The following is a 22,443-nucleotide window of genomic DNA, read 5'->3' on the forward strand; positions in this document are numbered from 1 at the left end:
GTAAACTTTCTCCGTTTTGGCTTCAGGCTTACAAGCCGATGGCTGGAAAGAGAAAACCGTTTTCGGACTGTTTCTCTAAAATTGGCCTGAAAACACCCCGAACCCTATACCTATATCCTAATTTACCCCATGCAAAGAATCCTACTGTTCCTCATGGCCTGCCTCTTCACAGTGCAGTTGCAGGCCCAGACGCTCACCTCGCCAGACAAGAACCTCACGTTCAAGTTTGAGCTGAAAGAGAAAGGCGTTCCCACTTACCAACTGACGTACAAGAAAAAACCGGTTATCAAACCCAGCACTTTGGGCATTGAAACCAAGGATGTGGCTTCTTTCCTGGACGGCTTCACCGTGGTAAAAACCGAGCTGCAATCGGTGAACGATACCTGGGAGCCGGTGCTGGGCGAGCAGAAAACCATTAGAAACAACTACAACGAGTTGTTGGTGACGTTGACGCAGAAGGCGCAGAAAGACCGCACCATCCGTCTCCGTTTCCGGTTGTTCAATGACGGGCTGGGCTTCCGCTACGAGTTCCCGAAACAGAAGGAGCTGAACTACTTCGTGATCAAGGAAGAGCACTCGCAGTTCAATCTGGCCGGCGACCACAAGATCTTCTGGATTCCGGGCGACTATGACACGAATGAGTACCCGTACACCACGTCTAAAGTATCGGAGATCCCAGGCCTGCAGAAGAAAGCCACGGTGCAGATCACGGCCCAGACGCCTATCAAAGAACCATCGGTGCAGACGCCTTCCATGATGAAGTCTTCTGATGGCTTGTACATTAACATTCACGAGGCGGCGCTCATCAACTACCCGGCCATGGACCTGGAAGTGGATGCCAAAACCCTCCGGATGAAATCGCACCTGGTGCCCGATGCCGTGGGCAACAAGGGCTACATGCAAACCGATGCCCAGACGCCTTGGCGCACGATCATCGTGAGCGACAAAGCCACCGACATTCTGGCATCCAAACTGATTCTGAACCTGAACGAGCCTACCAAATACAAAGACGTTTCCTGGATCAAGCCGGTGAAATACATTGGCGTGTGGTGGGAATACTTTGTGGCCGGCAAAAGCACCTGGGCCTACGGTACCGAGAACAACGTGAAACTGGACCAGGATTTCAGCAAACTTACGCCCAACAACCGCCACGGCGCCACCACCCAGAACGTGAAAAGACATATTGACTTCGCCGCTGAGCATGGATTCGATGCCGTGCTGGTGGAAGGCTGGAACATCGGCTGGGAAGACTGGATCGGGAACTGGAAAGAAAACGTGTTTGACTTTGTGACTCCTTACCCGGACTTCGATGTGAAGGAGCTGCAGCGCTATGCCGCGTCTAAAAAGGTGAAGATCATGATGCACCACGAGACCTCGGCCTCTGCTACCAACTACGAGCGCCGCCTGCACCCTGCTTTCCAGTTCATGGTAGACAATGGCTACAACGCCGTGAAAACCGGCTACGTGGGCCAGATCATTCCGCGCGGCGAGCACCACGACGGCCAATGGATGGTGAACCACTACATTCACGTAGCCAACACCGCCGCCGATTACAAGATCATGGTCAACAGCCACGAAGCCGTGCGTCCTACCGGCCTTAACCGCACATACCCTAACTGGATCGCGCAGGAATCTGCTAGAGGAACTGAGTTTGAAGCCATGGGCGGACTTGCGCCCGAGCACACCACCATCCTTCCGTTTACCCGCCTCATGGGTGGCCCCATGGACTACACGCCCGGCATTTTCCAGACCGATTTATCTATTTACGGACATGGCAACCGCGTGAACACCACCCTGGTGAAGCAGCTGGCCTACTACGTGACCATGTACAGCCCGCTGCAGATGGCCGCCGATATGCCTGAGAACTACCTCCGCTTCCCCGATGCGTTTCAGTTCATCAAAGACGTGGCCGTGGATTGGGATGACACCTACGTGCTGGAAGCCGAGCCCGGCGACTACGTGACCACTGCCCGCAAGGCCAAAGGCAAAGACGAGTGGTTCGTGGGCGGCGTCACCGACGAGAACCCGCGCACCGCCACCGTGAACTTCTCTTTCCTGCCCAAAGGCAAGCAGTACATCGCCACCATTTACGCAGACGGCGCAGATGCCAGCTACGACAAAAAACCGCAGAGCTACACCATCCGGAAAGTAGTGGTAACGCCTGGCAGTGTCCTGAAGCAGAAACTAGCCTCCAGCGGCGGCCTGGCCATCAGCATCAAAGAAGGCAGCAAGAAAGAAGTGAAAGACTTGCCTAAGTTGTAAGGCGTTTCTTACCTGTTATAACAAAACGCCCCGCCAATAAACTAGGCGGGGCGTTTTGTTTCTATGAAGGACCTTGGCTCGGGAAATGGCAGCAACTGTTCAGAAACACCTCAACATCCGCGAAACGACAACTCCGATTTTAAGTCTATTCTTCTAAAATTTTACACGCATTCCGTCCCCCTTTGAAGGGGGTAGGGGGATGACAAGGCCGTTTCAAGAACTGTTCTGCTTTTGTAATCGAACTAGGCGGGACTCAAGTAAGGGCAACCACAAGGGATTGCCCCTACCAAATCGGGAATGTGTGTGATCAGCAAGAGAAATCATCCCCCCTACCCCCTTCAAAGGGGGACGGAATGCGTGATAATTAAGGTAGATAAGTTCAGGTGAACAGCCACCTTGATGTTACTTGCAGGTTATTATCTACATTCCCGGTTCATCGGCGCTGGGGCCGTAGCTACCGGGGATGGGTATGTCGAGCAGACGCAGGAACACGCCCAGTTGCGCCCGGTGGTGGATGATCTGGCTCATGGTCATGCGCAGCACGTCGTACTTGGTGGAGGTGAGATAAATGGTGTCTCCTTCTCTGAGAGTCCAGGACTCGTCTAGTTGATCATCAGAGCCTTCGGCGAAATACTTTCTGGCGTCTTCCAGCATTTCCTCAAAATAGGCCAGCACCTCAGCAGTGGTATTTACAACTTTGGGCCGGTACGGGTTTTGGGCGAAATCCAGTTCACTCGTAGTCAGGGTCATGCCTACCCAAGACGGCAAGTTCGCAATGTGCGTAGCCAGCGTGCGGATGTCCATGCTTTTGGGGTGAGGTCTCCAGTCGAACTTGTCATCCGGAATACGCTCCAGCATTTTACGGGTGGTAACGGCTTCCTGCTCCATTTCTTTGGCGAGCAGATCCAGGATAGTGGTGGTGGCGATGGAGGTTTGCATCTCTGACATAAGGTTAGTGGTTTAGTGATGACACAAAGAAACCGTCACCCACTGACAACCCTATGGCAGTCTACTTTCAGGAAATGAAATTTATTTTTTGAAGTCCTGACTTAAGCCTGATTTCTGGAAAAAGAGCCTGAAAACGGTATACTAGACAAACCTCCAAAATCAATACGGCACGGGCAGTTGTTTCATGTACTCGCTTACCGGCAGGTGCTCGGTTTTGAGAAAAGGCAGTCCAGTGTTACTGATGGTGAGGATGCGGGAGACTTTGAAATCGCGGTAGTCCTGGCGGTGATGGCACCACCCGATGAGGTGCCAGCTGTAGGCGTAGAAGATCAGCCCGATGGGTTCCAGTTGCCGCTTGCTGACTTCCTCGTTTTTGTTTTTGTAGCCGATTTCCAGGATGGTTCTATCTGAGATGGCCTGCTGGATGAGCGCTAGGTACTCGTAGTCGTTATTGAGGCACGGTGGCAACTGCAGCTTGATGTGGTTGTTCAGGAAGTCCAGCTTTTCTTTTTGGGTCGTGCGCAGGACGGCTTTCACCTTGTTCAGCGCTGAGGCATAGTGCGTGTGAATGGATTTATCGGTGAACCCAAAGACCATGGCCTCCATCAGAAGCAGGGCATTGGCTTCCTCAGAGGTGAAGGAGACGGGCGGCAGAAAGTAGCCCTGCACCACAAAATAACCCTTGTGCGGCTCAAAGCCCACGGGCACGCCCTGCTCACCCAGCGCCTTCATGTCGCGGTACACGGTGCGCACACTGATGTCAAACGCCTCGGCAATCTTCTCGGCGGTCACGTATTTCTTGGACTGCAGCAACGTCAGTATCCCGAAAAGCCTGTCTACCCGGTTCATAAGTTCAGTTGTTTTGCCAATGATAGGAAAAGGTTCTTTCTGGAACAATGCAGCCTCTCACCTGCTGCCTTTCACAAAAGCCTTTGGTTAGGCTTTCCGGCGGACTTTGCTGCGCTCTTTCTTCTGGGCAAACAGCCTGGCATCCACCTCCCCGGCATCGTAGAGCAGCATCCTGATCAGGTCATAGTCCAGGTCCTGTACGTGGTGAAAGGTTTTGGTAAACACCTGTTTTCGCCTGCCTTTTTCCAGGTAGTTGGAGTCATCTTGCAGCAGGTTTCCGTTGCAGAAGCCCAGCTGCACGCCTTGTTGCTTCACGGGTCCCCAAGGCAAGGAGCCGGGCCAGATAAAGCAGATGCGGGTATGGCCCACGTAGAACGGCACGTTGTAGGAAAGCTTCTCAGCGCAGAACGGCAGGCACTCCAGAACCAGTTGCCGCAGCTCGGCCACCAGTTTCCGCTCTTCCAGGGGTAGAAAGGCCAACAGCTCCTCCACGGTGTCAAACTTCTGGATTTCGTCCGCTTCCATATCGCTGGTGTTTACTTTCAAAAAACGGTTCACATAGAATGAAGATAACCCAAATTGATGAATCTGAGGAGCATTTGCCCGAAAAAACCGCCAAATGGGAAATCCTTGGATAGGCGTTTCAGGCCCGGTTTTCTAAAATCGGCTTGAGAATAAACCGGCGACGTTCTCCTCAGAGATTACTTGCCCGCCAGCGAGGCCTTAGCCGGATGCCGGAACGAAATCAGGCCAAAAAGCAGCGCCAGAGAGGCGTACACCAACGCCAAAGCCCAGGTAATTTGGTGCTGATGACCGGCCTGCAGGCCTTTCAGGAGCGCCATTGCCCCGGCGAAGAAGTGCAGGAAATTGCCCATGGCCAGCGGACGGGCGTAGATCCCGCCGATAAGGATACCCTTGGCCATCCAGTTCAGGATGGCGAAGCCCAGGTACAGCGCGCCAAGCAACTGCACCAGCAACGGCGCCATTCCGGTAGCCTCGGCGCCAAGGGACGCCAGCACCTCCTGCGGCAGAAAGGAAGCCGTTAACCCTAAAACAGCCATCACCACCGCGCTGCCCGACATTATAATTCTTGTGTTCATACGTTGGGCCAAGGTATAAATTTTTCATCAGGAAAAAACAAAAGGGAACGGCCCGGAAAGAGCTAATCTTCCCGGGCCGTTCCCTATCTAAATAAATCCGTTTGGGGCCTGTTTTTCTGAAACAGGCCCCAAACGAAGGTCTTACCTTAAATGGGCATCGCGGGTTCTGTAGCCCCTGAAGCCGTAGAAAACGATGTATGCGTAGCAGAGCATGGGCACAATAAAGGAAAGCTGCACGTCGCCGGTCACGTCGGCCACCACGCCTTGCAGCGGCGGCACGATGGCGCCGCCCACAATGGCCATCACCAGTAGCGATGAGCCCTGGCTTGTGTGTACGCCCAGACCTTTGATGGCCAGGTCAAAGATGGTAGGGAACATCACGGAGTTGAACAACCCAATCCCAATCACTGCCCACATGGCCACCGCGCCCTGCCCAAAGGTTCCGATCAGGAGCAGCACAATCACGGCCGTGGCGTACAGGCCCACGGTACGGTTAGGAATGAAACGGCCCAGCAGCAACACCACAAAGTTGGCGGCAATCAGCCCCAGGATGATGAGCGCCTGGTTCAGGTCATAAATGGCGTAAACTGTCCCAAAAGTCACCGCCGCAATCACGGCCATGATCACGTACTTAAGCGAGTTGTTGCGGAACTGCGCCAGCGCCACCGCCCCGAAGAATCGCCCAATCATGGCGCCGCCCCAGTAGAACGACAGGAAGTGCTTGGCCTCAGACTCGTCCAGACCCGCGATCTGCGGCAACTTGAAGTAGTTGATGAGCATGCTGCCCACGGCCACCTCGCCACCCACGTACATGAAAATACAGATAATCCCCAGCACCAGGTGCTTGTGCTGCAAAGCGCCCGAGCCGGCCACTACCACGGCACCATCGCCGGTGAGGCGGGGCAGGCGGGCCAGTTTGATGATCACGGCAATCACAATGAGGGTAATGGCCAGCCCTACGTACGGCATTTTCACCGAGTCTGCGGTAGCGGCATCGTTGGACACCTGGTCAAAGATGAGGTAGCCCCCGATGATAGGTGCGATGGTTGTCCCGAAGGAGTTCAAGGCCTGGGTCATGTTCATGCGGCTGGAAGAAGACTCCGGCGGCCCCAGGATGGACACGTACGGGTTGGCCGTGATCTGCAGCACCGTAATGCCTGAGGCCAGTACGAACAAAGCACCCAGAAACAAACCGTAGGAATGGGAATCAGCGGCAGGCAGGAACAGCAGGCAGCCGATGGCCGTCACCGCCAATCCTACAATGATTCCGTTCTTGTACCCGATTTTCAGGATAGGGTCGCCTTTGGTCACTGAGAAGATGAAGTAGAGGAGCGAGACGATGAAATAGGCCCCAAAGAAGGCCGTCTGGATGAGCATCGCCTGCCAGTTCTGCAGCGTGAAGACCTGCTGGAGTTTGGGGATAAGGATGTCATTCATGCATGTGATGAAGCCCCACATGAAGAAGAGCATGGTCACCGTCATCAAGGCACCGGTGTAGCTCTTGCTGGTGGTACCGGGCTCTGTTACCGCGGGAGCCGAGGCCGCGCTGCTGGAAATTCCTGCCATATGGTTTGTTTTGTTTGGTAAGGGGATGAAACGTATTCAGTTCTGGTTTTCAGAAGCGGGCTACCCAAGCTTTTCCTCGGGAAGGGTTAGGCATTACGGACAGCGAGACATCGGCAATAGTACTTCACCAATCCTCCCCCCGGCGGTTTCTGTTTCAGGTCGATTTTTGCAAAAACAAGCCCAAAACCAGCCGCCTCCGTGTTGCCTCCTATCCTTCAGAAAAGCAACCGATAGGTAGTAGCGGCTTTCTGTCCATAGAATCTTCAAGTATACTGCTTTATCTTCAGATTTTAGCCATAAAAGCCAGCAGAAAATCCGTTTGCAGCTTAGTAAAACAATTTAGCAGATTTATAAATGAAAGGCTTCAAAGGCAGAAAGCAATTTCTACCCTTGAAGCCTCATAAACACCCTAACAGGCGAACTGCTTTGGTTACTTCGTGCTTTTCGCGGCAAAACCGGCCTGTAGCTGCAGGGCCTCCATGGCACCGGTCAAATACACCAGCGGGGCATTCCAGTTAATGGCGATCTCGTTGGAGGCGTAAGAGCAATCTACGTCCAGGTACATCTCATCCGGGGAAGTGGCGGTGTAGCCTTCGCACTTATCCTGCTTGTTGGCGTTGCCGTTGGTGCCCCCGGAAAGCAAGCCCGGTACCGGCTCCGCAACACCATCGGCGATGGAAGGGCGGTGGTGTGGGCGCATGGTGCTTTTCTCCCCGAACCCGGTCACAAAAGAGTAACCCACGGCATTACGGCCCAGGAGGTAATCCAGATTGGAGAGCGCGGCTTGCAGATACTTTTTATCGCCGGTGAGTTGGTAGGCCTGCACCAGCAATACGCCCTGGTTCGCAGCCACTGACGAGCTGCCCCACACGTAATCTTCCTTGGCCCGGCCCATGACCATTCTGTAAGAAGCGTTGGCGGCGCCCGTCACCATGTCATCGGCGGACTGCAGCAGCCTTTTTCTGATCTCCGGCAGGTCCTTCTGGGCGGCGCCTTTCTGGTTCTTGTTCCGCAGCAGGGTATAGTAGCCCAGCAAACGTACCTGCGCCCAGCTGGGCAGCGGCATTTTGGCATCGGGCAGCACGTTCACCGCCTGGTAGTAGCTTTCTTTCTGGGTGGTGGTGTAGAGCTCGGCGGCGGCCCACAGACGTTCATCGTTGAAGTCTTTGTCGCCGTAAGCGCCGGTGGTCACATCCGGGTCGAAGTTCTTGTTCATGTCATCCTGCTCATAGGCCACGTTGGGGTTCTTCTGCGCCCACTCCCAGGCTTTGGTGGCGGCGGTAAGGCAGGAATCAGCCAGGCCCGGAAACTCTTTGGGGAAGCTCTTGTACACGCGGCTGGCCTGCGCCATCACGGCCGCGAAGTTCAGGGCCGCGCCGGTTCCTTTCTGCACCACGTAGCGGGGTTTGGTGGCCTCATGGGGCATCACCATTCCGTCGAACGCAGGGTTCGTCAATTTGTGGTACACGCCACCGTCATTAGGGTCTTGCATGGTCAGCATCCACCGCAGGTTCCAGAGGGCCTCGTCTAGCAAATCCGGCACGGTGTTCCCGCTCTCGGGTATGTTCAGTTTCTGGGCGGCGTAGAACTTGGGGAAATCCTCGTAAGACGAGAGCAGCGTGCCCATGGTGATGCCGCTGTTCACGATGTACTTGTTGTAGTCACCGGCATCATACCAGCCCTTAGTGGATGAAATCACTGTACCAGCCGGACGCTGGGCGGTAGCCGCCGAGGCATGTACCAGCACCTTGTCATCTGGGTGGCCTGCCGGCCGATGCCATTTTCCAGCGAATTTCTCAGGCAGTTCAATAGCCGTGCGCTGGTAGTAAAAGCCCTTGATGGCTGCAGCCGCCACCGGTCCGTGCACCTCCGATTTGATCTCAAACGGATAAGACTTGCCTACGCCGGGAATCTCCAGCACGTAAGAACCCGTGCCGCTGAAAACGCTAAAATCCGCTACCCGGGTGGGTTTGCCGGAAAGCTCGGCCGCTTTGGCCTCGGAGAGCTGGCCGGTGAAGACCGTTTTAGACCCATCGGCGGTTTTCACGAAGAACTTGCCGCCTTTGTTCTCGCCCACCACCACGGCTATTTTGGAGGCGTTTGGATAAAAACCGACCTGATTCAGGCGGATGGCCTCCTGGCTTGACAAGGGTTTCTGTGCCTGGGCACAGGAGAAGGACAGGCAAAGCAGGGCTCCGCCCAAGGTTTTGTAGAGATGACGCATGTTTGTTCTTTTCAATTTATTTCTTTGCCCAAGGACAAAGACATGGAGGATTAGCCTTCTGGACGGGACATTTATACCCTTCAGAAAAGCTGTTTTCTGGTTGGCTAAGATAGGCAAGCCCACCCGCGCCGGGGTACACCAAATGTTTCAAATCTGTCCCTCTCCGGTTAACCCGTGCCTGTCAAGCCGAATGATTGCGACCTGATTTTCAGAAAACAGCCTTAAAACGACTTTAAGATTCCTTTTTCTCGTTCTGCAGACTTTCGGCGTAATTCGAGGGCAGGATGTTGTACTCCTCCTTGAAGTATTTGGTGAAGTATTTCCGGTTGTTGAAGCCCACCTTGTAAGCCACCTCGGCCACGGTCAGCTGACTTTTCTCCAGGAACTGGGCCGCATGCTGCAGGCGTATCTTTCGGATGAACTCTACCGGCGACTGCCCCGTGATGGCCATCATCTTCTTATAGAGGTGCACCCGGCTCACGCCCAGTTCCTTGCTCATCTCCTCCACCGACAGGTCTGGGTTTGACAGGTTGTCCTCCACGTACTTGATGGCTTTCCGGATGAGTTTATCGTCCAGGGACACGATTTCGTTCTCGCTGGCCTGCACGCTTATCTTCTTCTCAAACACCTTCTGCAAAAGCGCCCGCTGGGATATCAGGTTCCGGATGCGGGAGAGCAGCATGTCAAAGTTGAAAGGCTTGGTCAGGTAATCGTTCGCGCCTACATCCAGGCCTTTGAGTTTCTTCTCGTCTGAGGCGTGGGCGGTAAGCAACACAAACGGGATTTGCGAGGTTCTAGGGTCGGCCTTTATCTTCTGGCAGAACTCCATGCCGTCTACCTCGGGCATCATAAGGTCGCTCACAATGAGGTCTGGCAGGTGGAAGAGTGCTTTTTGCCAACCCTCCTTGCCGTCGCGGGCTTCCAGTATGTTGAAGTGCGGTTTCAGGCTATCTTTGAGGTAGAACCTGAAATCGTCGTTGTCTTCCACCACCAGCACCACGGGTTTATTGTCGGCGAACACCGGTTTCTGGGGTTTCGCGGGTTCTGCCTGCACCGGCTGGTTTGGCTCCTTGATTTCTTCCACCGGAATCTCCTCGCTGGCCTGGGCCTTGCTCAGTTCTTTCACCGGAATGGTCACGGTAAAGGTGCTTCCCTCGCCGGGGGCACTTTCTACGGAGATCACGCCCCCGTGCAGGTGCACAAACTCCTGCACCAACGCCAACCCGATGCCGCTGCCCTGGTTCACCATGTGGCTGGGCACGGTGTCGCGGAAGAAGCGCTCAAAGATCTTCTTGTGGTTTTCTTTGGCAATGCCAATGCCGCTGTCCTTCACTTTGATCTCCAGGATCTTGATTCCCTCTGAAGAGGAGTCATTGTTATGGCAGTTGAACTCCACCGAGATACGGCCGTGCTCCGGGGTGAACTTAAAGGCGTTGGAGAGCAGGTTGAACAGGATCTTCTCCAGTTTGTCCTTGTCAAAGGACGTGTGCAGCTCGGGCACCTGGGTCTGGAAGGAAAGGGAAATATGCTTCTTATCAGATAGGTCCCCGAAGGAATGAACGGTCTCATCCACAAAAGCCACCACGTTACCCTCAGACGGCGAAAGTTTGATGTCCTCTACGTCCATCTTTTTGAAATCAAGCAGCTGGTTCACCATGTTCAGGAGGCGCCGAGCGTTCTTGTTGATCATCTGGTACTGCTGGTGCACCTCGGGGTCAGTGGTGGTTTTCAGCAGTTTCTCGATAGGCGCCAGAATGAGGGTAAGCGGCGTCCGGAACTCATGGCTCACGTTGGTAAAGAACTTGATTTTAAGGATATCCAGCTCGTGCAACTGGCGGGCCTCCCTTCTCTCCTGCTCCATCTCAAACCTAGCAATGGCCTTTTTGAGTTCTATCCGCCGGATCATAACCAGCCCCACCACTACTACCACCGCGTACAGCAGAAAAGCCAGGGGCGTTTGCCAGAAAGGTGCCAGCACAGTGATCTTCATGGAAGCTGGGGTTGGGGTCCAAACGCCGTCATTGTTAGCCGCCATCACCTTGAACTCATACTCACCGGGGTCTAGGTTGGTGTAGGTGATTTTCCGGTTGCCATCGGTAATGGGGTGCCACTCCTTGTCAAAGCCCTCCAGTTTGTAGCGGTAGCGGTTCTTCTCCGGGTGAATGTAGTTCAGGGCCGCAAACTCAATAGAGAACACGTTCTCGTCATGTTGCAGGGTGATTTCGCGGGTATCAGAGATAGACTTTTCCAGAATCACGCGGTCATCAACGGGTTGGTTGGGCACCAGGCTCCGGTTGAACAACTGAAAATCTGTGAACACCACCTTGGGCGCTACCTTGTTCTTCTCAATCCGGCTGGGCGTGAAAAGGTTGAAACCGTTTGAGCCGCCAAAAATCAGTTCCCCCCGGCGGGTACTGAGGGCCGCGTTCTCATTGAAGGCTTTGCCCTGCAAGCCGTCCTGCTCATCGTAGCTTACGAAATCATAGCGGTACCCCTTTCCCTGTTGCTTGACAATGACGTTGGCGATGCCGTTATGGGTGCTCACCCACAGGTTACCGCTTTTGTCTTCCAGAATGGTGGTGATGGTGTTATTGGGCAATCCGTCTTTGACCGTGAAATGGGTGAAAGAGTTATCGCGCTCATTGTACAGATCCAGCCCCTCAGTGGTCGCAATCCAAATGTTATTCCGGCTGTCTCTTTTTATATAAGTGATGTTGTTGCTAAGCAGGCTCTTGGGGTTCCTGGGATCATGGAGGAAAAAAGTACTCTTGCCCGTTTCTTTGTTGAAGACGTCAATACCGTAGCCGCCGCCCACCCAGAGATTCCCCTGCCGGTCCTCGGTGATGGAGCTGATGTAATCGCAGTGGTTGGGGAATTTGCCTGCACCGCCTTTGGAGTGGATAAACCCGTTCAGCTTCGGATCAAAGAGTTCCAGCCCGCCCCTGAGGGTTCCAATCCAGAGGTTGCCCTTTGTGTCTTCGTACATTTCCCAGATGTTGTTGTCAGAGAGGCTGTGGGGATTTCCTGGCTCATTTTTGTAATGCACGAACTTCTGGCCCTCCAGCCGCGAGAGCCCGCCCAGGTAGGTGCCCACCCACAGTTTCTGGTTACGGTCAATGAGCAGGCTCACAATGATGTCGCTGGAGAGGCTGGCAGCGTCTTTGGGGTTATGCGTGTAGCGGGTGTACTGGCCGGTGGCCCGGTCTAAATAGAGCAGACCGGCACCGTTCGTGCCTATCCAAAGGTTGCCTTTTGCATCTTCGGCAAAGGCGTTCACATCATCAAACGGCAGGCTGCCCGGCACCGAGGACTGGGACTTGACATGCGGAAACCGGATGATGTTCTGGTGGTAGTAGTTGATGCCTTTTTTGAAGGTACCCACCCAGATAATGCCTTGGTTGTCTTTGTACAGGGAGTGGATGCTGTTATCCACCAGGCTCTGGGCAGATTCCTTGTTGTGCCGGATGTACTGGACCGTGAGGTTATTCTTGTCTATGACGTTGATGCCGCCGTGATCGGTGCCCACCCAGATCTTGCCCGGGGCGCCTTCTATGATGCCGCGCACCAGGTTGTTGTTGAGTTGCAGCCCCGGAGAGTCTTTGTGGAAATGCTGGAGCGTTTTACCTGCGCTGGAGTAAAAGTAAACGCCGCCTTCCCTTTCACGCACGTAGAGCCACAGGTCATTACCAGCGTCCACGGTGAGGGCGTAGTCGTGTGTTTCCTGGCTGTATTTGCGGTAGATGTCGTCGTTGCGCTCTACCACTTTGAGGGTTTTGCCGTCCAGTCGCTCCAGGAGGCCGTTCTGGTGCACCATCCAGATATCGCCACGGGAGGTCTGGCCGATGGACGATATATTGTTCGTGCTCAGGCTGCTTTTGGCGGAGAAAGCGTGCTTGAGGTGCACGGAGCTTTTATTACGCACATTGTACTTCACCAGCCCCTGGCCCGACACTACAAACCAAAAGTTGCCTTCGCGGTCTTTGAGGATGTCCTGCACCACGCTGGATGCCGGCAGTTTATATTGTCTATAAAAGGCTTGCGGGTTGCGGTAGAAGCGCTCGGTCTGCGGGTCAAAGATGCAATTGCCCTGGAAGGTCTGCACCCAGATGCGCCCATCAGGGCCTTCCAACAGCTTGGTCACATCATTGCTGATGAGCGAAGTGGTGTCGTTGGACTGCGATTTGTAGACCTTGAGTTTATTGCCGTCATAGCGGTTCAGACCACCCGAGACGGTGCCCACCCACAGGTAACCGCGACTGTCTTTGAGAAAACACTTCACCTGGTTGCTGGACAAGCCCTGGTCCATGTCTATAGACGAAAACCTGAACTGCCCCGGCGCCTGCGCCTGACTCTGTTGGGCCAATGACCCCAGCAGCACCAGCACTACCACTAACCATCTTTTTACTCCCATACCTGATCTTCAGTGGAAATTTACCTTAAACCCTCCCCTTACCATGGGCTGGGGCCATTTATTTGATGCTTCACCGGCAGGCGACACCCACCCATTTTCCTTTGTCTTTTAGGCCTGTTTTCAGAAAACCGGCATTAAAACGGGGCTTTCAGAATTAACTAAAACCCAATGAGGCAGTTATCATTCTAACCCCTCCAACACAGACCAATCCTGTAAAACGTTCCCTAATCAAGGAAAGCTTTTAAGCCGTTTTGCAGAAAACTGCCTTGAAACGGATGCTTGCCATTTTGAGGTTTAAACTCCCAAAAGTTACGACTTTGCTAACAGAACCCCAATTTTTGACTGGACCGCCGAAAGAATGTTAACCATAGGGGAAGGCACTAAACTCCCACTGTGGTCAAAGGTAGCGGCTTTGGCAGCGCCCCGGAAGTATCAAATGTTTCCTTTTGGTGGTCCATTTGTTAAGAATGGCCCCTGCCCGAAGGTCTCCTCAAAAAGATGCTTTATACTTGTACAATCCCTGTTTCGGGCACTCCGGGGCAGGGCATCTTCCGACCAAAATCAACCAACCGAAAACAATGAGATACCTTACCCCAATGGCTTTGGTGTTGGCGCTAGGGCTGCAGGCCTGCAGTTCTACCCAGACTGGACAGTCAAACAAACCAGAAGCTTCCATGTCTGCGGCCACCAGCACCGCCCCGGCCACCCAGGCCCGCGACCAGCAGATTGAGGACCTGCTCTCCAGAATGACCGTGGAGGAAAAAGTAGGGCAGATGACGCAGCTCACCATTGACCTTATCCTGAAAGACAGCGAAGCGGCCACCGTAGACACCGCCAAACTGCGCAATGTATTGGTGAACCACCATATCGGATCCATCCTGAACGTGAAAGGCCGTGCTTACACCATTGACGAGTGGCACACCGTCCTGAACGCCATCCATGACGTGACCGACAGAACCCGCCTGAAGATTCCGGTGATCTATGGCATTGACGCCATCCACGGGAACAACTACCTGGCCGGCACTACCCTTTACCCGCACAACATCGGCATGGCCGCCACCCGTAACCCGGAGCTGGTCAACCGCTTGGCCCAGATCACCGCCCTGGAGACCAGGGCCGCCGGTATTCCGTGGAACTTTGACCCGGTATTGGACGTGGGCCGTCAGCCGCTGTGGCCGCGTTTTGAGGAAACATTCGGCGAAGACGTGTTTGTGGTGAAAACCATGGGCGCGGCCGCCATCAGGGGCTATGAGCAGAACGGAAAAGGCCCTGATTTCACGGTTGCTGCCTGTATGAAGCACTTCCTGGGCTACTCCTACCCTTCTACCGGTAAAGACCGCACGCCTTCTTACATTCCTGAGCAGATGCTGCGCGAGATTTTCCTGCCGCCGTTCAAAGCGGCCGTGGAAGCCGGCGCTTCTACTGTCATGATCAACTCCGGCGAGATCAACGGCGTGCCGGTGCATGGCAGCAAATATTACCTGACCCAAATCCTGCGGAACGAACTGGGCTTTGAAGGCGTAGCCGTGTCCGACTGGGAAGATGTGATTCGTCTGCACACCCGCCATAAAGTAGCCGCCACGCCCAAAGAAGCCGTGCGCATGGCCGTGGATGCCGGCCTGGACATGAGCATGGTGCCTATGGATTTGTCTTTCTATGACCACCTGGTGGCTTTGGTGAAAGAAGGCACCATCTCTGAGGACCGTATCAACACCTCGGTGCGCCGTATCTTGGCCCTGAAAAAGAAACTGGGCTTGTTTGAGCAGGTGAGACCAAAAGCAGCCCTCAAAAACACCATCCATAAGCCTGAGTTTGACCAGGTATCGCTGCAGTCGGCGCTGGAAAGCATCACCCTGCTGAAGAACAACAACCAGGTGCTGCCTCTCAAAAAGACCTCTAAGATTGTGGTAGCTGGCCCAACCGCCAATACCTTGGCAGCATTACACGGTAGCTGGTCGTACATCTGGCAAGGAACCGATGAAACCCAGTACCCAGCCAAAGCCAAAACCGTGGTACAAGGCTTGGTGGCCGAAATCGGGAAGAACAATGTGATCTCCCGTTCTGTGGCTGAATTCGGCAACCCCGCCAACTACAGCGTGGCCCAGCTGAAAAGAGACGCTGCCCAGGCCCAAGCCATCGTGCTTTGCTTAGGCGAGAAAGCCTACGCCGAGAGCCCTGGTGTGATTGATGAACTTGACTTAGAGGAAAACCAACTAGCCCTGGTGAGAGCCGCCAAAGAAACCGGCAAACCGGTGATCATTGTATTGCTGGAAGGCAGACCACGCGTATTGTCATCCGTGGAGCCCCTTGCCGATGCAATTGTGATGGCTTACCGTCCGGCTACCTTCGGAGCTGCGGCGATTGCCGATGTGCTGTTCGGGGATTATAACCCAGATGGCGTATTGCCTTTCACTTACCCAAGATTCTCCGGCGACGTGCTGACCTATGACCACAAAGGCACCGAGATCATCCGTGAGGACATTCCTAACGCAGCCGGAAACCGTGGTTTCAACCCACAGTGGCCATTCGGGCACGGGCTGAGCTACACCACTTTCGCTTTCTCTGACCTGCGAGTAGATAAAACCACCTTCGGTAACAATGACAACCTGAAGGTAACTGTGCGGGTGCGGAACACCGGCAGCAAGGCCGGCAAGAAAGCAGTGGAACTCTACAGTCACGACCAGTACGCCAGCATCACCCCTTCTGCCAAACGCCTGAGAGCTTTCTCCAAAGTGTCTCTGCAGCCCGGGGAGGAGAAAGAAGTTAGCTTCACCATCTCCGCCAAAGACCTGGCGTTCGTGAACGAGGCCGGCAAATGGGTAACTGAGCCCGGCGCTTTCGACCTGATGGTTGGCGACCTGAAAACCGTGGTGACGCTTCAGTAACCGATATTCTGTAAACAAGCTTTCCGTTTAGGGTGCATTTTCCCAAAAGCAGCCCCGAAACGGAAAGCTTGTTTCTTTTGGCTTAAGAAATCTCTGTTGGCAAGCTGATTAGGGGCCGTTTCCCGGAAACCAGCCTTAAAAGAGCCCATCTTTCTCAGAACCAAACCTTACCTCCTTCCATGAAAAATAAGCATTTCCTGTACCTTACCGTCGCCGTGCTGCTGGCCTCGGTGGTTTGTTTTGGGTGCAAAAGCACCGTCCCCGACAAACCTGCCGCGGTGCAGACGCCGGTAGAGAAACACGGACAACTGAGCATTGTGGGCACGCACCTGGTAGACCAGAACGGCAAATCGGTCCAGCTGCGGGGTATGTCTTTCTTCTGGAGCCAATGGCAGGGCAGCTTCTACAACCCTACCACCGTAAAGTGGCTGAAAGACGATTGGCAGAATACCGTGGTGCGGGCCGCCATGGGCGTGGACATGGGCGGTTACCTCAAGAACCCCGAGGCCGAGAAGCAGAAGGTGATCACGGTGGTGGAAGCCGCCATCAAAGAGGGCATTTACGTCATCATTGACTGGCACGACCATGAGGCGCACAAGCACACCGAGGAGGCCAAAGCGTTCTTTAGCGAAATGGCCCAGCACTACGGGGAGTACCCCAACGTGATCTACGAACCTTACAACGAGCCCCTGCAAGACGCCGATTGGGCCGCCCAGATCAAGCCTTACCACGAGACCATCATCCAGGAAATCAGAAAGCACGACCCCGATAACGTTATTGTCTGCGGCACCAGAATGTGGTCCCAGCGGGTAGATGAGGCGGCGGAGAACCCCATCAACGCCCGCAACATTGCCTACACCCTGCACTACTACGCGGCCACCCACAAACAGGACCTCCGCAACATCGCTTCCAAAGCCATTGCAAAAGGAGCGCCGCTGTTTGTGACGGAATTCGGCACCTGCGCCGCCGACGGAAACGGTAAGGTAGACGAAGCGGAATCCAAGGCCTGGTGGGCTTTCTTGGACCAGCACCAAATCTCCTGGTGCAACTGGTCTGTTGCTAACAAAGACGAAGCAGCGTCCGCCCTGAAACCAGGCTCTCCAGTTGCAGGGCCTTGGACCGAAGCCAACATCAGTCCTTCAGGCCAATTGGTTCGGCAGGAGCTTTTGGAGAAAGCCAGACAGGAGAAAACGCAGCCTTAGCCGGGTTGTTCAATTCATTTTCAAAGCAGGAATCCCCGCTTAAAGAGATTTAAGCGGGGATTCCTGCTTTTGTAGGTCTCAAATCTGGAGAGGCGTTTAAGGCCTGTTTTTAGGAAACCTTGAGAATTGTTTAGCTCTGGTGGCTCCCTGTTATTTCAGTCCTGACGGAGACTCTCCCCTTGAGGGGAGATTAAGAGGGGTGTTTACACAGGAGAGCACGCATTCCAGAGCTATTTACAAATAGTATCTTCTCTTAAGAGAGGCAAAGCATTATCACCAATGCGCAATTCGGCAGATGTAAACACCCCTCTTCGCTCCCCTCAAGGGGAGAGTCTGCATTGTTCAACCCCCGTTGGTGCTCTTGAAGGGTAACGGTTAGAATTAGATGTTCTTTTTACACCCGATTTCGCCTTAGTTAAGGAAAACAGCCTCTAAACGCTCTAGCGCTTCTTTACTATTAAATAAACACTCTTGAACCGGAGTAATTCTGCCGGAATTCTTTAGGCGTGCACCCATTCTTCCGCCGGAAGATGCGGTTGAAGTAAGACAGGTTGTTGAACCCGCATTTAAATGAAACCTCAGAAATAGTTTCTGTGGTGTCTATGAGCATGCGAGAGGCGTGGCCTAGCCTGATTTCGTTGAGGCTTTCAATAAAGGTTTTTCCCGTGCGTTTTTTGATAAACCGGCTGAAAGAGACTTCGGGCATGTTGACTACTTTGGCCACATCTGCCAGCGAAACCTCTTTGTCATAGTAGGTCTGCATGTACTCAAACGCCTTCTCAATCCTTCTGGAGTAATAATTGAACTGGTCTGACGTAAAGGAGCTGTTGGAAAGCGTGCGCATGTTGCGCGAAATAGACAAATCGTGCAGAATGGAGATCAGCTCCAGGACTGAGTCAAAACCGCCTTTCTGGGTTAACTGCTCTAACCGGGGTCTGAACGTCTCCTTTATCTCGCGGGAGAACGAAATGCCTTTTCCGGCCCGTTCCAGCAAAGCCCTGATGAAACTCAACTGGTTCCGGCGCAGAAACTTTTCGTCCAGCAGGTCTTTATGAAACTGGATGGTGATCTCCACTATTTCCGCGCTCTTGCACTGGTGCGTAAACCACCCGTGGGGCAGATTGCTGCCTACCAATACCAACTCAAGATCGTCAATTATTTCTACGTGGTCACCTACTACCCGCTTGGCGCCGGCAGCATTGTAAATGAAGTTCAACTCAAAGTCCTCATGGTAATGAAGGGGGAAGTTAAACTCCTGTTTTACCCTTGAGAAAATGGTAAAGCAGTCATTCTGAGTTAAGGGAGTAATCTCACGGTAAATCGAACTCATAGCACACTTTATATAGCGTCAAGTTAAGAACAATGCTGAATATAACTGTAAAAATGTTAAAATAATACCAGTTCGCCATTTCTATAGAAACTTTGTTCTTCTTCTATTTGATAAAAGAAAGGAGGGAATCACCTTTCCTTATTTTAAATAAATTGGACCAAACCTTTCCATATTCTTACTTAAAACTCACAGCTCATCATCTTTATTAAATTTTTCTCAAGTTCTAAGTTCCTATAGGCATGTTCCATTAACACCTATCAAAACCATTTTACTCTAAACAGAAACAGAAATCAATTGCCACTTTGGTTTAAGGCTAGTTTTAATCAAACAATCGCTAAAATAGTATTACCTGAGGGTTTGAAAACTATTTAGTTTTGTAAAGCGGTTAAATGCGTTCCTTGGGTCTTGGCTTAAGAACAAGAGAAAAGAAGAACACCTCTTTTTATCCCCTGTTTTCTTAACCAAAACCCAAGGAACAACCAGTCGCAAAGTAGGCCTACCTTCCCTTTCCATGACAGGCCAACCCCCTGAACTTAAAGGCAAAGGTTTCCTGCTTTTCTTTCTCCACCAGAAGTTTTACAGACTGATTGTATGATAAGAATCTTACTGGCATCTCTCTTACTGGCGTTTACCTTTTCCGCATCAGGGCAGGCCCTTTCACCCATCAACAAAAAAGCCACGAAGGAGACCAAGAACCTGTACGCCAACCTGAAGCGACTCTCGCAGAAAGGCATCATGTTCGGGCACCAGGATGCGCTGGCCTACGGCATGGGCTGGAAATATGAACCGGGCCGCTCAGACGTAAAAGAAGTGGTAGGCGAGTACCCGGCGGTAGTGGGTTGGGATTTAGGCCACCTGGAACTGAAACACACCGTGAACCTGGATAGCGTGCCGTTTGATAAAATCAGGCAGTTTGCGCAGGAAGTGTACGCCAATGGTGGCCTCAACACCTTCAGCTGGCACCTGAACAACCCATTGGACCCAACTAAAACCAGTTGGGACCTCATGGATTCCACCATCCAGCACCTGTTCAAAGACAAGCAAGCCCTGAAGCGCTATAAGTCGTGGCTAGATGATTTGGCTGGTTTCATGAAAAGCCTGAAAGGCCCGAAAGGCGAACTGATTCCAGTGGTGTTCCGGCCATTTCATGAGCATACCGGCAGCTGGTTCTGGTGGGGCCGCAAGCATTGCTCGCCCGAGGAATACAAGCAGATGTGGCGCTTCACGGTGGATTACCTGCGCAGGAAGAAAGCCAACAACCTGCTCTTCGCTTACTCCACTGACCGTTTCACCTCCCGCGAGGATTACCTGGAGCGTTACCCCGGTGACGACTACGTGGACATAGTAGGCTTTGACATTTACCACCGTCCGCCCGCTGATTTAAACCAACTAGCCCAGGCAAACCAGACCTTCATCAAAGAAACCCGCCAGATGGTGGAGACGCTGCGCCAGATTGGTCAGGAGAAAAACAAGGTCTGGACCCTGAGCGAAACCGGCCTGGAAAAACTTCCGCAGGCAGATTGGTGGACTAACATTCTTACCCCCATTGTGAAAGACGCCGGTTTGTCTTACGTGATGGTTTGGCGCAACGGAAGGCCTGACCATTATTACGCCCCCTATCCTGGCCAGAAGAGCGAGACAGATTTCAAAGCCTTCTACCAGAACCCCAACGTGTTCTTCATTAAGAAAGTAGCCCAGGAACGGTTATACGCCCCGGCAGCTCAGAACAAATAACCGCACTCAGCACACGCTCCTTACCTACTAACAAACTATTTCAACCCTTACTCATGAAACTAACCGCGCTTGACATCGGGATCATCTTCCTCTACCTCTTTGCGGTGGCGGCCATCGGGCTGGTCCTGCAGAAGAGGGCCAAGGCCAACAAGGAGGCGTACATGCTGGGCGGCAACACCCTGCCCTGGTACGCGTTGGGCCTGTCCAACGCCTCGGGCATGTTCGACATCTCCGGCACCATGTGGATGGTGATGTTGGGTTTTGTCTATGGCCTGAAAAGCATCTGGATCCCGTGGCTGTGGCCCTCCTTCAACCAAATTTTCCTGATGATGTTCCTGGCCGCCTGGCTGCGCCGCTCCAACGTGACGACGGGCGCCGAGTGGATGCTCACCCGCTTCGGCCGGGGCCGGGATTCCAATAAATCGCACGCCATCGTGGTAGCCTTCGCCCTCCTGAGCTGCCTGGGTTTCCTGGCCTACGGCTTCATAGGCCTGGGTAAGTTCGTGGAGATCTTCGTGCCTTGGGCCGCGGTGCAGCCGTACGTGCCGTTTACTGTTTCCCCGAAGTTTGTGCCCCATTTCTACGGCATGCTCTTCACCTTCTTCGCGGTGTTCTACTCCGTGCTGGGCGGCATGGCCAGCATCGTGTGGGCCGATGTGCTGCAGTACGCCATCATGACGGCGGCCTCCGTGGTAGTGGCGGTCCTGGCCATGAACAACCTGGAGACCGCGCCGCTCAACGTGCCGGAAGAGTGGAAGACCCCTTTCTTCGGGGCCACCCTCGACATGGACTGGACCGGCATCATTGACGATGTCAACGCCAAAATCCAGTCAGACGGCTACTCATTGTTCGGGATTTTCTTCTCGCTCATGGTCTTCAAGGGAATCCTCGCCAGCCTGGCCGGGCCCACGCCCAACTATGACATGCAGAAGATCCTCTCGTCCCGCTCCCCGGCGGATGCCGCCAAAATGAGCGCCTTCGTGTCGGTGGTGCTGATCCCCACGCGCTACCTCATGATCATGGGCTTCACGGTGCTGGCTATCCTCAACTATGACCAGCTGGACCTGCAGTCGGCCTCCGGGATCGACTTCGAGCGGATCCTGCCGGCGGCCATCCAGCGGTTCGCCCCCACGGGGGTCATGGGCCTGCTGCTAGCGGGCCTACTGGCCGCCTTCATCGGGACCTTCGCGGGCACGCTCAACGCCGCCCAGGCCTACCTGGTGAACGACGTGTACCTGAAATACGTGAACCCCAAAGCCAACAATGCCACGGTGAACCGCATGAACTACGGCACCGGTATTGTGGTGGTGCTGGTGAGCATGGCGCTGGGCTTCCTGGCCAAGGACGTGAATAGCCTGCTGCAGTGGATTGTGGCTGGTCTGTACGGCGGGTACATCTCGGCCAACGTGCTCAAATGGTACTGGTGGCGCTTCAACGCCAACGGCTTCTTCTGGGGCATGTTGGTAGGCATTGTGGCGGCCCTCATCTTCCCGTATTTCACCGAAGGACTTGACCTTTATTACTTCCCGTGGCTGTTGCTCATCTCTTTGGCCGGTAGCTTGATTGGCACCTACATGGCGCCGCCTACGGATGCCGAGACCCTGAAAGGCTTCTACCGGAACGTGCGCCCCTGGGGCTTTTGGAGACCAATAGCCGAGCAGGTGAAAGCCGAGGACCCTTCCTTCGTGGAGAACAGGAACTTCGGGCTGGACATGTTCAACGTGGTCGTCGGGGTGGTGTGGCAGATGTGCCTCACGGTTATCCCCATCTACCTTATCCTGGGCATGCACACCGAACTGATGGTTTCCGTGGGCCTTATGCTCGTGTGCAGCGCCATCCTGAAGAAAACCTGGTGGGACAAACTGCCCCAGGACGGCGATTCAGTGGCGGCCACCCTTAAACGCAAATTAGTCTCTGTTTCATAAACCATCA

General features: G+C 53.8%; 13 protein-coding genes. 5 read left to right on the forward strand and 8 right to left on the reverse strand.

What is annotated here, in order from left to right; translation table 11 throughout:
• Positions 1-129: 129 nt before the first annotated feature.
• Entirely contained in the window at positions 130-2,262 is a 2,133-nt protein-coding gene (locus J3P34_RS09515) for a glycoside hydrolase family 97 protein (protein WP_210488149.1), read from the forward strand.
• Between the two features lie 420 nt (positions 2,263-2,682).
• Here J3P34_RS09515 and J3P34_RS09520 read toward each other — a convergent pair whose 3' ends face one another.
• The 7 genes from J3P34_RS09520 to J3P34_RS09550 all read right to left on the reverse strand — a co-directional run bounded on the left by J3P34_RS09520 (position 2,683) and on the right by J3P34_RS09550 (position 13,360).
• Positions 2,683-3,210 (reverse strand): DinB family protein, encoded by a 528-nt coding sequence (locus tag J3P34_RS09520; protein ID WP_246853635.1) that lies wholly within the window; start codon positions 3,208-3,210, stop codon positions 2,683-2,685.
• Between the two features lie 159 nt (positions 3,211-3,369).
• A complete protein-coding gene (locus J3P34_RS09525; protein WP_210488152.1) occupies positions 3,370-4,059 on the reverse strand; it encodes a helix-turn-helix transcriptional regulator in 690 nt (229 codons plus the stop codon).
• Positions 4,060-4,146: 87 nt separating this feature from the next.
• On the reverse strand, positions 4,147-4,584 hold the full coding sequence (locus J3P34_RS09530) for a DUF1801 domain-containing protein (RefSeq protein WP_210488154.1): 438 nt from the start codon (positions 4,582-4,584) through the stop codon (positions 4,147-4,149).
• Between the two features lie 176 nt (positions 4,585-4,760).
• On the reverse strand, positions 4,761-5,159 hold the full coding sequence (locus J3P34_RS09535; RefSeq protein WP_210488156.1) for a hypothetical protein: 399 nt from the start codon (positions 5,157-5,159) through the stop codon (positions 4,761-4,763).
• A 141-nt stretch (positions 5,160-5,300) separates the two neighbouring features.
• Positions 5,301-6,725, reverse strand: coding sequence for a sugar MFS transporter (locus tag J3P34_RS09540; RefSeq protein ID WP_210488158.1), 1,425 nt, complete (start codon positions 6,723-6,725; stop codon positions 5,301-5,303).
• Positions 6,726-7,155: 430 nt separating this feature from the next.
• Positions 7,156-8,949 (reverse strand): glycoside hydrolase family 9 protein, encoded by a 1,794-nt coding sequence (locus J3P34_RS09545; protein ID WP_210488160.1) that lies wholly within the window; start codon positions 8,947-8,949, stop codon positions 7,156-7,158.
• Between the two features lie 232 nt (positions 8,950-9,181).
• Positions 9,182-13,360 carry a hybrid sensor histidine kinase/response regulator transcription factor gene (locus J3P34_RS09550; RefSeq protein WP_210488162.1) on the reverse strand — a complete coding sequence of 1,393 codons (4,179 nt, stop codon included), beginning with the start codon at positions 13,358-13,360 and terminating at the stop codon, positions 9,182-9,184.
• A 578-nt stretch (positions 13,361-13,938) separates the two neighbouring features.
• On the opposite strand from J3P34_RS09550, the gene J3P34_RS09555 reads away from it, so the two are divergent.
• Positions 13,939-16,245, forward strand: coding sequence for a glycoside hydrolase family 3 N-terminal domain-containing protein (locus tag J3P34_RS09555; RefSeq protein ID WP_246853637.1), 2,307 nt, complete (start codon positions 13,939-13,941; stop codon positions 16,243-16,245).
• A 179-nt stretch (positions 16,246-16,424) separates the two neighbouring features.
• A complete protein-coding gene (locus J3P34_RS09560; RefSeq protein WP_246853639.1) occupies positions 16,425-17,447 on the forward strand; it encodes a glycoside hydrolase family 5 protein in 1,023 nt (340 codons plus the stop codon).
• Positions 17,448-17,904: 457 nt separating this feature from the next.
• On the opposite strand, the gene J3P34_RS09565 is transcribed toward J3P34_RS09560, so the two are convergent.
• Complete coding sequence (locus J3P34_RS09565; RefSeq protein ID WP_210488164.1) at positions 17,905-18,777, reverse strand: AraC family transcriptional regulator; 873 nt, start codon at positions 18,775-18,777, stop codon at positions 17,905-17,907.
• Positions 18,778-19,368: 591 nt separating this feature from the next.
• Between J3P34_RS09565 and J3P34_RS09570 the strand changes: the two genes are divergently transcribed.
• Complete coding sequence (locus tag J3P34_RS09570) at positions 19,369-20,511, forward strand: glycoside hydrolase family 26 protein (protein WP_210488166.1); 1,143 nt, start codon at positions 19,369-19,371, stop codon at positions 20,509-20,511.
• A gap of 53 nt (positions 20,512-20,564) precedes the next feature.
• Complete coding sequence (locus J3P34_RS09575) at positions 20,565-22,436, forward strand: sodium:solute symporter family protein (protein WP_210488168.1); 1,872 nt, start codon at positions 20,565-20,567, stop codon at positions 22,434-22,436.
• The last annotated feature ends 7 nt before the right edge of the window (positions 22,437-22,443 follow it).

It is taken from the genome of Rufibacter aurantiacus, from assembly GCF_017916345.1.
In the GTDB taxonomy this organism is placed as follows: domain Bacteria; phylum Bacteroidota; class Bacteroidia; order Cytophagales; family Hymenobacteraceae; genus Nibribacter; species Nibribacter roseolus.